A 13,281-nucleotide genomic window follows, 5' to 3' on the forward strand; every position below is an offset into this window, starting at 1 on the left:
CTAAATATGTATACACATCAATAAAGCTAATTTAAATATTATAAATATCCGAGAACTCCTTATCGCATTTATTAATAAGATCCCCTAATTCTTCATTAATTTCTTCACCATTTTCTATTTCATTTGAATACAGTCTTATTGTCACTTCAGTGCCCAATCCAACTTCACTCTCTATGCTAATAGCTCCACCATGCATTTCTACTAATGATTTAACTATAAATAAGCCTAATCCACTACCCTCATGTTTTCTTGACAAGCCTTTATCAGCTTGTCCAAATTTGTTAAAAATATTTTCTATGTATTCTTGTGGAATTCCTTGCCCATTGTCCTTTACAGTTATATCTACACAATCTTCATATGCATTAATATTAACTAATATATTTCCCTTTCCATTAATATTCTTTATTGAGTTAGATAATAAATTCAATACTATCCTTTCAATACTATCCTTATTGCACTTTACAAATTTTTCTTCCTCACTCGTATCAAATATTATTGATATGTCTTCAGAGCTAATATAATCTATTACTGCTAAGACTACATTTTCTATTACTGATATAATATTATAATTGTGCATAGATATTTTATAATCTCCAGAATCAATTTTCGTTATATCTATTAAATTATTTACTAATCGTTCTAATCTAAAAGAATTTTTTTCTATTGAAGTAACATATTTTTTAAGAATTATATCATTTAAGTTTTCTTTAAATTCATTTTCCAAGTATGTTTTAATTAATTTATTTGCAGTAATTATTACATTCAATGGAGTTTTAAACTCATGTGATATATTCGTAAAAAACTCATTTTTTAAAGTTTCCATTTGAATTTCATGTTCTAAAAGCTTTTTCTTTTCACTTAAAGTAACTTCATCAGTTATGTTGTCTGCAAGTCCTATAATGATCTTTACTTTTTCACATTCATCTAAAATTGCAAACTTTATTATATTAAACCACACATCTTCATTTCTTATACTAACCTTTTGCTTATCAACAAAATACCCCTTGTTTTCAATTATCCTTAAATCTTCATTTCTACAGATATTAGATTGATACATATTCCAAAAATGAGTATCATCTTTTCCTATTATCTGAGATTTATCTAGCTTCAAGAGTTCTGCATACCTTCTGTTAGTATATACATACTTACCATCTATATCTTTGGCCCATGCAGATACAGGTATGTTGTCTAATATCAACTCTAAATCAAATATATTATATGATTTGTTTTTTAACTCCTTTAAAGTTATCAATCTTAATTCTGTTCCATCTATAGTAATGTCTTTAATAATAGGTTCAACTGTAATTTTATTATTATATTTATCATTTATAGTTATGTATCTATTTGATTTAGCCTGCTCCTTAATCAATTCTAACATCTCTAAATTATGTCCTAACAAATCTTTTAGTGCCTTATTATGGAATTTTATTTTACTATCTTCTATAACCAAGATGTAATCTTGCAATATATTTAGAAATTCCTCCATAAATAGTACCCCTTTCATACATATTTCAACCAATAAAATATTATCATTTTAAATTTTTCAATTCAACCTATTAATGCTGTTTAATAATAATCTAATTATTTGCACAAAAAAAGTGGCACCTAAGTTAGATACCACTACATATTTAATATATTAAATTTTTCTTGCTACTTCAGATGCCTCTTCTATACAATTAAGTGCTCTACGAGCTCTTACTGCATCACCAATTACATGATATGGTATATTATTTTCCTTACAGTAGTCAGATATTTCTTCAAAGTTACGAGATCTTGCTCCTATTGCAACTATAACTGAATCACATGGGACCTCTTTAATCTCTCCATTTTTATCTATAACTATTGATTTTTCCTTTATTTCAATACATTTTGCTTCTGTTATAGTTTTAATTCCTTCATGATATAGATTTTCTATAACACAAATCTTTCTTAATTGCCCTAAATCTTTTGCTACTTCATTAAGCATTTCTACTACGGTTATGTTATCAATATTTCCTGATAAGTATTCAGCAACCTCTAAGCCAACAAGCCCTCCCCCAATAACAACTGCATCTCCATTTACTTTTGATTTACCTGCAAGTATATCATGTGAGTTAGTTACATGAGGTAAATCTGCTCCTGGTACATTTAATTTTATTGGTTCTGCACCAGCTGCTATTATAACTTCGTCTGGATTTATTTCCTTAATTACCTCAGTAGTTACAGGTGTGGATAATCTTATTTCAACACCCTTTCTCTTAGCCATTTCTCCCATTGCAATAGCAGCTTCCTTCATTTCTTCTTTCCTTGGTGCTGCGCCAGCAAGAACAAATTGTCCACCTAATGAATTAGATGCTTCACATAAAATTGGATTATGTCCTCTATCTTTTAACTCTATAGCTGCTTCTAGTCCAGCTACTCCTCCACCAACTATTAATACGTTTTTAGGGTTTTCTGCTTTTTTAATAACGAATTCAGCTTCTCTGCCTAAAGCTGGGTTTCTCATACAAGTTATAAATGGTACATTTGGATCTGTAAATCCATCATAACAACCTTGGTTACACCCTACACAACGTATTATATCATCAACATTTCCATTTTTAGCTTTATTACAGAATTCTGGATCAGCTAATTGAGCTCGTCCCATAACAACCATATCTGCTTTTCCACTTCTAATTATTTCATCTGCTTGCTCAGGATCATTAATTCTTCCAACAGCAACAGTAATCATTCCAGTTTCTTTCTTAATTCTTGCTGCATTTTCAACATTAAATCCTCTTGGTAGGTCAACTGGTGGCACTTCGTATTTTACAGCTGCGCTTGAAAAGTTTCCACGAGATACATCAAGTACATCTACTCCAGCCTCTTTAGCCCATTTACAAAATTGAATAACTTCTTCTATAGTAAGTCCATCTTCTACGCAATCATCATGAGCATCTATTCTCATAAATAAAGGCATATCTTCTGGTATGTTTTCTCTAATGGATTTTATGCATTCTAATAAAAATCTAGCACGATTTTCTAAGCTTCCACCATATTCATCAGTTCTTTTATTAAAAGCCTTACTTAAGAATGAGTGTGGTGTATAATTATGCCCAGCATGAAATTCCACTGTATCATACCCTGCTTCAACAGCACGTCTAGCACCTTCTCCAAATGCCTTGACAGCTTCATTTATTATTTCTTTACTTGCAGCCTTAATAACATAATCTGTTCCATCTACTTTAAAATCACTTGGTACAACTACCATTGCAGTTTGATCCCCAAATAATACAGCTGAACCGCCAAGCCATAATTGAACCCCAGCCATTGCTCCACCTTCATGTATTGCATCAGCAAGCTTTTTCAAACCTGGAATATATTTATCATCTGATATTGATAAAAAGTTCTTTGGTGCAGCTTTATCATATACAGAACATACTTCTGTGAAGTTTAATCCATTTCCTCCTATAGCTCTTGCAACATGATAATTTATAAGCTGATCAGTAACTTCCTTCTCATCCTTTACCATCTTTGTTCCCATTGCAGGAAATTCAATTCTATTTTTTATTTCCATTCCTCTGATTTTTATTGGACTAAAAAGATTATTAAATGCCATTTCACTACCTCCAAAATTTAAATTTCAATATTTCTCCCACCTTCATTATATGACTTTGTTAAATTTAAATCAATATGTTTCAAACATTTTGTTTTAAATTTAACAAAAAAATTATCTCATTTCATCAATGAGATAATTTCCCCTATGTCTATAGTTTACTTATGTTCTTTTAACATTCTAATTATGTACTTTATATATTTAAACCTTGATTCTATATTATCTGATATTTCTTTATCAAAAAGTTCATGGCTTTCACTCATAAATGGATATATAATAGACGAAATAAATATAGCCCTTTTATATTTAACTTCCTCACCCTTGCAATTTAAAACTTCTATCAATATACTATCTAATTTTTTATTTGCTTCTCTTGTATTTTCAATTATTTTTATATCCATCTCATCTTTTTCTTTTGAATCAGTTGCCTCTTTATTCATAACAAGCACACCTGGGTATCTTAATGAATATTCTATAATTTCATTAGCACATCTAATAATTCTCTCTTCATTACTTAACTCTTCATCATCTAAGGGTGAATATGCCTGAGTAATATTATCTATATAAAATTGTTTAACATATTTCAGCATATTATCCTTACTACCAAAATAATAATTTATTGCACTTACATTTACTCCAGCTTCCTTCACTATTGTTCTAATTGAAACATTCGTTGATCCATTTTTTCCAAAAAGATATAATGCCTTATCAAGAATTTTTTCTTCTATCCCCTTTAGTTCCTTCATATCTTCACTCCCAATCCATTTTAATTTTATACTTTTATTTAAAATATAAAATTCTTATATTATATAAATCAAATTAAAAATATTATATCAATTAACTATTTATATATCAAAATTTTTAAGTGCTTTCTCGATGAATAATTTTTATAAATTATTCATCTCTTACTTGAAAGCAAGCCAAATAGATTAAGTTATTTCATTTGTATCGCAACTGAAAACTATGCTTCAATTTAAAATTACTACGGTACTTTTACAATTCTAAATTAAATAATATAGCACAAGAAAAACTTGATATTCTTATTACTAAGCTTTTCTTGTTTATATATTTAAGCTTATACCCTAAATACAATTAAACTTACTTTATAAAGTATTATAATGATTTTATAAACATACTCTTTGATAATTCTCTAAGCCTTTTTTCATCTAAAATGTATATTTTTTTATTATCACATCTTATAATCGATTTTAATTCTAACTCTTTAAAAGTCCTATTTAAATGTCTATAAGTTGTACCCAAGAACTGTGAAATTTCTAGAAAAGATGAATTTAAAATTATATAATCTTTATCTTTAATATGCTCAACTAAATATGTTGCCAGTCTATTTATAAGTGGATATACAAAATTATATGAACTATTATTGATAGTTGCATAAAGTTTGTCACTTAAAGAATCTGCTAGATGCCTTACAAATTTAATATTTCCCATAAACTTCTTTCTAAGTATATCTGCTGGTACTGCTATTAAATATGCATGATCTATAGCATTAATATTACAAAGTATCTTAGTATTTTTTAATAATTCTATGTCTCCTATTGAATTAAAGCTACTATAAAATTTTAAAAACATTGATTTACCATTTTCAAAAAGATAAGATACCTTTATCTTACCATCTACAAGTAAATAATAATATTCAAGATCATCTTCTGCTCGCAATATATATTCTTCATTCTCAAAAAGATGAAGCTGAACGTATTCTATAATTTCTTCATCTAATATATTTTTTATACTATGTTTGTTTATATAATATTTCAAAAGATTTTTATCTGATATTTTTCTCATAATTTCTCCTATAATGACATATGTCATGTCGTAACCAATATAAATATTGTAGTTTAATTATAAAAGATTGTAAATTTTAAAATTATATTATATATACTTTAATTAATAACCAAAATAATTAGTATTAGTGGTATATTATTAAATATTATCTTTATTTAAATTGAATGGCGTAATTATAAAATTATATGCTATATTTTAATTATGTAAATGAATACTTGGAGGATTTTTATGAAATATGAAGTTATATTATTCGATGCAGATGAAACATTATTTGATTTTAAAAAGTCTGAAAAATATGCTTTTGAACAAGCAATTTTAGAATTTAATATAGATTATAGAGAAGATTATCACCTAAAAATTTATTCTGATATCAACGCTGCTATTTGGAAGGAATTTGAGTGTGGTCTTATTACCCAAGAAAAGTTAAAGGTTGAGAGATTTAGAAGATTATCTAACAAACTAAAAATAAAATTTGATGAAATTGCATTTTCTAAATCGTATTTAAAACATTTATCTCATTCATCATTCCTATATGGTAAAAGTGCCAACATTATAGAAACATTAAGCAAAAATTATAAACTAGCCATTATCACTAATGGTCTTTCTGATGTTCAAAGTAATAGAATAAGAAAATCTAGTATAGCTAAATACTTTGATGACATTGTAATATCAGAAGAAGTAGGTATATCAAAACCAACTCCTAAAATATTTGAAATTACTTTGAATAATTTAAATTATAATGATAAAAGTAAAGTCTTAATGGTAGGTGATAGTCTAACATCAGATATTCAAGGTGGAGTGAACTTTGGAATAGATACATGTTGGTACAACCCTAATAAAATTTTAAACAAAACTACACTTAAACCTACTTATGAAATCTCTGAATTATTAGACCTTTATGAAGTTTTAGGAAAATAAAAACATATAAAAGTCTTATATTTTTATGTATATATCAAATCTCATTTAAGTTAGTGTACTATGATGACTAATGTTACTCTTAGTATATATTTATTTTTTTATGAAATAATAACTAGGAATAAATCTTAGGAGGATATTTATGAAAATTTTACTTTTATCACTATTAATATCAACATCACTTACAAACGCTAGCTTAGTTTCACCAATTCAATATGTTTCTAGTGCTATTAATAGTTCCAACACTATTGAAGTAAAACAAGGATATAATGAAGAATATCAAACTATATTTAAAAATATGATGAATGCTATGAATGCTGCTCCTAATACTGGGAATGTTAATTTAGACTTTGTCTTAGAAATGATACCTCATCATGAGGGTGGCATAAATATGGCAAAAGCAATCGTTAAATTTAGTTCTAACCCAGAAGTTAAGAAAATTGCTGAAAATATCATTACTTCTCAAGAAGCTCAAATTCCAATTATGCAAGAGCTAAAAGCTAAATTTGAAAAAGAGAAACCTTCAAGCAAAGCGAACTCTGAGAAATATCTAGAAGAATATAATAAAGTGAAGGATAAGATGTTTAAGGAAATGCAAGATGTTGAAATAACCAACGATATTAATGCTAACTTTCTTCAAGAAATGATATATCACCATGAAGGGGCTATTGGCATTGCAAAAGATGTTTTAAAATATACAAAAGATCCTGAACTTAGAAAACTAGCTGAAAATATTGTAACTACACAAAGTAAAGGTGTTGAAGAAATGACAGCACTATTAAAAAAGTTTTAGGAATATTTGTTTTAAGAAATAGTAGATAAAATTGTGTTTAAACAATTTTATCTACTATTTTGTTATTCTAAAGTTGCATAAGTAGCCATTCTAAGCTTTCTAACAACTGGGGTAACTCCTGAATCACATCTTTGAATAAAATACATAAACACTATATTTTCCTTTTGATCCATAATAACATAGTTACCTGTCCATCCATCCCATCCAAATTCACCAAGACTTGCATTAGTAGCCGCTTCCTCTTTATCTATTAAAATACGCATTAAGGAACCATAACCATATCCCCTTACCCCATCACCTTGATAATTAACCTTTTGCTCTGAAGTCAATTTATCTTGTGCCATAAACTCTATTGTTTTACGTCCTAATATACGTTTTCCGTTATATACACCTTTATTAACCATCATCATAGCAAAATGGCTGTAATCATCAATAGTTGATACAAGTCCTGCTCCACCAGATTCAAATTCTACATCTTCTCCATAATACTCACCTAAATGACTAATATTAAATACGGAAAGTTCTCCTACTTCTTCATCCCATTTATAATTTTTTGCAAAACGATTTAGCTTATCTTTTGGTACAAAGAAACCTGTGTCCATCATATCTAATGGATTAAATAATTCTTCCTTCAAAAACTGTCCGTATTTCTTACCTGATACTACTTCTATTATTCCTCCTAATATATCCGCAGATAATCCATACATCCACTTTTCTCCTGGATGAAATAATAAAGGAACCTTTGCAATAGCTTTTATATATTCCATAGTATCAGGAGAATCTCCTCTTTTTCTTCTTTCTATGAAACCAGTAAATAATTTTTTCATTTGCCTTCCTGGTTCATGATTTTCATCTGGATATGGAATTCCAGAAGTCATATTAAGTAAGTCTTGAATGTTAACCTCTCTTTTTACAGGAACTAATTTCCCATCTGAAGTATATACCACTTGATTTAAAAACTCAGGTATGTACTTGCTTACAGGGTCCCACAAATCAATTTCTCCTCGTTCTACTAAAATCATTGTAGCTACTGCAGTAATTGGCTTAGTCATAGAATACATTCTAAAAATTGTATCTCTCTTCATTTGAATTTTATTTTCCTTATCAGCATATCCAAATGTGTTATGATACATCTCATTGCCATTATGTATAACCAATACATTTGCTCCAACAACATTTCCACTATCTACTTCATCTTTGATTAACTTATCCATGGTATCTTTATATGAAAACATAAAATCTCTCCCTTTATAGCATTTATTAATCTATCTTTTATTAAGTTAAAAATAAATATCCTATAGACCATTTTATAATCTATAGGATAAGTTATTAACCTAAAATATTTAACTACTTTATCATAAATTTTTATACTCTTTATCAATATTATTTCTAATTTTTTCTCTTCCTCTAGCTATTCTTTTATAAATTAAATCTTTACTTAACCCCAAATCTCCTGATATTTTTTCCACTGTCTCATCAAGTAAATATCTTTTTATAAAGATATTTTTATCTTCTTCTTTTAAACTCTTTAATAAATGAAAAAATCCATCATTATCTAGTTCTAAGCTATCTTCAAAAGAACCCTCTACTAACTCTTCTTTAATTTCTAATGATATATTGCTTTTCTTAATTATTCTTTTATAATCAATAGCCTTATATTTAGCTACTGATATTAAAAAATTTCTTAAACTTCCCTTTTCACTATCATAGCAATCTAAATTTCTCCAAAGACTTATTAAAATATCATTAAAGCATTCATCTATTTCATTCATTTCTACATAACTATTTAATATCTTATTTATTACTCCATAAATTAATTTTCCATAAGTGTTTATTAGCTCAGTTAAGGCTTTTTCATCTTTGTTTATTATACCTAAAACAATATCTGTATCATTCAAACTAATGTCCTCCTACCAAAAATTAATTTATACTCGAAAGATATTCGTGTATTTCTTTATAATCCGTATTTCTAATTAATAAATCATAAAATTTTCCATCACTTAATTCGATTAATAATTCTGTGTTAAGACTTCGCCTTGTAGTAAAGAAATATAAAAAAGCTATAATAGAAATCATGAATATAGTTATCCTTATAAAGTTAGATTTATCTGAAAGTATATAAGCAAATTTGGAAAATACATTTGATATTAAATATGCACAAAATACTTGGAATAGAAATTTTAGAACAACTTTAAATCGCTTTGATTTATATCTCTTTAAGTCTAAAAGTATTTTAAATCTATATTTTTTCTTTATCTCTTCTCCCATATCTATCTGTTTAATATCTTCTCTATTATATATCTTAACTCCTTGCATACTATTATGATAATTTGCATTCACTATTATAATTCTTTTGTTTGTACAAAAAATTAATCTATTAAAAGAGTAGCCATCACCAGTCATAAATGGAATTGGCATAACAACATTAACCGCTGTTGCTGCCATAAGCATATCAATATCCGTTCCCTTTATCACTTTTTCTACAACTTCATCTTTCTCTAAAATATTTTCCTCAACATAAATCCCAACTTCTCTAAGCTTATTCTTAGCAAGTTTTGTTCTAATATCACTCGTTATTTTACTTAATTTCCCATTTTCTATATCTGCAAAATTCATATACTCATTAATTTCTTCTTCTTTATAGTTAATTCCATTAAACTCCCTAAATATTTCCTTTTCCCTCATAAGAAACACTCCTATTTTTTTATTTATACTATATACGCAATTTAAGTGTTCATTTTGGACAAAATTTACAAAAACTCCTCTATTAAATTTTCTAAAGGGTATCACGAAACGTGATACCCTATCAAACCATTGATTTTACTTACTTAAATAAATTTCCAAAATTAAATGGAAATTTTTATCTATTATATATATGCCAAAAGTGAAGTTTTAATTAAAACTTCACTTTTCATCGGCTAATATCAAAATCTATTTTGATACAGCTTATTCTTATATGAGTATATAAATAGCATTTATATACTCATGATTCCTCTTATAATATAAGCTTTCTATATCTATTATACGCAGCCATAACTTCTTGTTTTCTTGGCATTGATAAGCTACCAGATCCCCCATATATCTTATCTATAGAAATTAATCCTTTTTTATTTATCTCTTCATATATATAATCAATCATTTCTTCAAAAGGTAATGATTTCTTCATCATATTATCTTCTGCCCACTTCATAATAGCACCAATTGAATTTAGTTGCTCATTATCTACTATTTGCTCAACAGATCTTAAATCTATATTTTCCTTATTTATAATAATTGAGCTTAGTCCCATAGTTTTGATTTTTACACCTTTATAAGTACTTTCTATAGTTCCTCTTTGTACTTTCCTATCAAAACTTATATTTATTTTTATATCTTTTTCTTCTATTCTTTTATTTATTTCGCCTCTCATTAATGACTTTGCTTCTTTAGTTACATCTTTTGCTTCATAATTATCCATTTGAATAACACAATCTGCTACATCAAAATAATCTCCAGAACTTCCTATTACTAAAACCGTAGAAATATCTTTTTGTTTATATAATGGCTTAACTATTTCTATAAATGGAGTTATAGGCTCCTTTTCTTTTGAAACTAATCTTTGCATTAAGTCATCTCTAATCATAAAATTAGTTGCAGATGTATCTTCATCAATTAATAATGTATTTGAACCACTTTCAATTGCTTCTATTATATTTGCTGCCTGTGATGTGCTTCCACTAGCATTTTCAGTTGTAAACTTTATTGTGTCTTTTCCATTTGGCAGATTATCTATAAACAATGATATATCTGTATTTTTAATACTTCTTCCATCTTCTGCTCTAACTTTAACAGATGTATTATCAGTTATAACAAATTCTCTTCCATCACCCTCGATATGATTATATACTCCAAGTTCTAATGAATTTAAAATGGTAGATTTCCCATGATATCCTCCACCCACTATTAGTGTTATTCCTTCTTTTATTCCCATCCCCTTTATTGAGCCTCTATTTGGCAAATTAAATTCTACCTCTAGGCCTTTAGGGGATTCAAATTTTTTAGCATTTTTTAATGGCTTTGAAGAAACTCCACTTTCTCTTGGAAGTATAGAGCCATTTGCTACAAAAGCAATTAATTTATTTTTCTTAAGGTTAGCTCTAATGTATTCTTGATCTTCTATTAATTTAACTCTATCAATAAGCTTATTTTTATTAATATTTGTGTATATTAATGTGCTTTCTACTATACTAGGAACAATATTGTATAATATCTTTTCTAATTCCTTAGCCAATACACTTCTTCCTCTAGCTGGGAATCCAACATAAAATCTTGCTTCTATATTATCTTTATTTATTATTATTGAAGTTCTTTCTAATATCTCTTGAGGACACTTGCTTATTGTAATTAACCCACTTTTTCCTGATCCAAATATCTTTTCACTATACTTGTTTATGTTTGAATAAAATAATCTAGTTATAAAATCCGAAACTGCAATTCTCTTATATTTTTTATCTAATAAATTTTCTGGGAAATTAGCTGTTTTTTTATCAATGATAACCCTAACTCTTGATGGAGATGCAAATGGATCTCCTTGAACATGGTCAATACATAAAATATAATTTTTAAAATCATATTCTCCTTGTAAATCCTTATATGCTTTATATCCTTTGCCATCTATTTTTCTTAATTCTTCTTTTAAAATGCTATAATCTCTCATAAACTACCTCTTATAACTTATTAAAATAATCATCTATTAACTTTTCACCCATTCTTCTATACATATTGCTCATATTAATAAATGAACTAAGCAGTAAAAAGTTTTTTTCAAATTCATCAGAATTTAACTTTCCTTCTTTTTCTATCATATTTTCAATGCTATTATATTTTATTTCAATGGAATTTTCTACGTCCTTTAAATCCTCACCATATTGCTTTAAATATACCTTATATAAATCTCTTATTGGATAATCTTCTTCATTTTCTAATGATGTAACTATCTTATTTAATGAACTCTTTATATCACTTATTGATAATGCTCCTTTTAAATTATAAATAAGACTCATCAAAACTAAATGTTCTTTACTATATTTTTTATTTTTTACAGACATTAAAAGTTTACCCTTAGCATAATTGTTAACCATAGTTTTAGTTAACGCCTTATCATCTTCATTTCTTTTAGTTTCATTAAACTTACTATCAAAAAGCTGCGTTACTTGATCCATATATAAATCTATCTCAGGTATCTCATCTAATGTTAATTGATTTTGCAAATTTAGTTCAGTAAACTTTTCTTTTAATTCATTAATATCCATATGTACCTCCATGTAGTTTTATAAACTACCTATTAATATATCTATATTTAAATATACTAGTATCAGCTAGATATTTCAAGGAATTTAATAAAATATATAAATTTTTCTAAAAATTTAAGGTATTATAGACTTTGACTTTTTTAATCTATATTATTAATATAATAATAACAATACGTAGTTTTTAAAACTACATATAAAGGGGTGTTTGTTTTGGAAAGGCATTTAAGAGAACCTATAAATAGCTTAACTCATTGGGTTGGCGCAATTTTATCACTATTTGCATTAATTGCAATGTTAACAAAAGGATTAATTAATAATGCATCTAATGTAGCAATTGTTTCTGTAGTTATATTTGGTATAAGCTTAATTTTACTATATAGTGTTTCAGCAACTTATCATGGCGTAATAACAAGTGAAAAAGTAATATTTAGACTTAGAAAATTAGATCATTCTATGATATTTATTTTAATAGCTGGCTCTTATGCACCATTTTGCTTAATTGCTCTTGGTGGTTCAAAAGGAACTGTATTTTTTACAACTATAGCGTCTATAGCTTTAGCTGGCATATTATTTAGAATGTTATGGTTTAATTGTCCAAGATGGTTACAAACATCTCTTTATATTGGCCTAGGATGGGCCGCTATATTTATGATTAAACCATTATCACAAGTACTTAGTCCAATAAGCTTATTTTTATTAGTACTTGGAGGCGTTCTTTACACTGTTGGTGGTGTTATATATGGAATAAAGCCTAAAAAACTTCAATTAGGTAAGTTTGGTTTTCATGAAATATTCCATATATTTATTATCTTAGGAAGCTTAAGTCACTTCATATGTGTTTTCACATATCTCATATAAATAAAAAAATGAAATCCTATTAATTAGGATTTCATTTTTTTATTTAT

General features: G+C 27.2%; 12 protein-coding genes. 3 read left to right on the forward strand and 9 right to left on the reverse strand.

What is annotated here, in order from left to right:
- Positions 1 to 31: 31 nt before the first annotated feature.
- The 4 genes from I2E83_RS10095 to I2E83_RS10110 form a co-directional block, all read right to left on the reverse strand.
- Complete coding sequence (locus I2E83_RS10095) at positions 32 to 1,486, reverse strand: PAS domain-containing sensor histidine kinase (RefSeq protein ID WP_195263918.1); 1,455 nt, start codon at positions 1,484 to 1,486, stop codon at positions 32 to 34.
- Positions 1,487 to 1,636: 150 nt separating this feature from the next.
- Entirely contained in the window at positions 1,637 to 3,577 is a 1,941-nt protein-coding gene (locus I2E83_RS10100; protein ID WP_195263919.1) for an NAD(P)/FAD-dependent oxidoreductase, read from the reverse strand.
- Positions 3,578 to 3,732: 155 nt separating this feature from the next.
- Complete coding sequence (locus I2E83_RS10105; protein ID WP_195263920.1) at positions 3,733 to 4,320, reverse strand: TetR family transcriptional regulator; 588 nt, start codon at positions 4,318 to 4,320, stop codon at positions 3,733 to 3,735.
- 367 nt (positions 4,321 to 4,687) lie between these two features.
- Positions 4,688 to 5,377, reverse strand: a complete 690-nt coding sequence (locus I2E83_RS10110; protein ID WP_195263921.1) for a helix-turn-helix domain-containing protein — start codon at positions 5,375 to 5,377, stop codon at positions 4,688 to 4,690.
- 228 nt (positions 5,378 to 5,605) lie between these two features.
- On the opposite strand from I2E83_RS10110, the gene I2E83_RS10115 reads away from it, so the two are divergent.
- The gene (locus I2E83_RS10115; protein ID WP_195263922.1) at positions 5,606 to 6,295 is read left to right on the forward strand and encodes a YjjG family noncanonical pyrimidine nucleotidase; all 690 of its coding nucleotides are present in this window, start codon (positions 5,606 to 5,608) and stop codon (positions 6,293 to 6,295) included.
- 139 nt (positions 6,296 to 6,434) lie between these two features.
- Positions 6,435 to 7,085, forward strand: coding sequence for a DUF305 domain-containing protein (locus tag I2E83_RS10120; protein ID WP_195263923.1), 651 nt, complete (start codon positions 6,435 to 6,437; stop codon positions 7,083 to 7,085).
- A gap of 62 nt (positions 7,086 to 7,147) precedes the next feature.
- On the opposite strand, the gene I2E83_RS10125 is transcribed toward I2E83_RS10120, so the two are convergent.
- From I2E83_RS10125 to I2E83_RS10145, 5 genes are all read right to left on the reverse strand, one after another.
- The gene (locus tag I2E83_RS10125) at positions 7,148 to 8,320 is read right to left on the reverse strand and encodes a serine hydrolase domain-containing protein (RefSeq protein WP_195263924.1); all 1,173 of its coding nucleotides are present in this window, start codon (positions 8,318 to 8,320) and stop codon (positions 7,148 to 7,150) included.
- 120 nt (positions 8,321 to 8,440) lie between these two features.
- A complete protein-coding gene (locus tag I2E83_RS10130; protein WP_195263925.1) occupies positions 8,441 to 8,983 on the reverse strand; it encodes a sigma-70 family RNA polymerase sigma factor in 543 nt (180 codons plus the stop codon).
- Between the two features lie 22 nt (positions 8,984 to 9,005).
- Entirely contained in the window at positions 9,006 to 9,770 is a 765-nt protein-coding gene (locus I2E83_RS10135) for a hypothetical protein (RefSeq protein WP_195263926.1), read from the reverse strand.
- A gap of 310 nt (positions 9,771 to 10,080) precedes the next feature.
- Entirely contained in the window at positions 10,081 to 11,781 is a 1,701-nt protein-coding gene (locus tag I2E83_RS10140; protein WP_195429663.1) for an ABC-ATPase domain-containing protein, read from the reverse strand.
- Between the two features lie 10 nt (positions 11,782 to 11,791).
- Positions 11,792 to 12,376: a DUF1836 domain-containing protein gene (locus tag I2E83_RS10145; protein ID WP_195263928.1), complete on the reverse strand. Its 585-nt coding sequence runs from the start codon at positions 12,374 to 12,376 to the stop codon at positions 11,792 to 11,794.
- A gap of 210 nt (positions 12,377 to 12,586) precedes the next feature.
- On the opposite strand from I2E83_RS10145, the gene I2E83_RS10150 reads away from it, so the two are divergent.
- On the forward strand, positions 12,587 to 13,234 hold the full coding sequence (locus tag I2E83_RS10150; RefSeq protein WP_195263929.1) for a hemolysin III family protein: 648 nt from the start codon (positions 12,587 to 12,589) through the stop codon (positions 13,232 to 13,234).
- The last annotated feature ends 47 nt before the right edge of the window (positions 13,235 to 13,281 follow it).

The sequence above is a fragment of the Clostridium sp. D46t1_190503_E9 genome (genome assembly GCF_015555225.1).
GTDB lineage: Bacteria > Bacillota > Clostridia > Clostridiales > Clostridiaceae > Clostridium.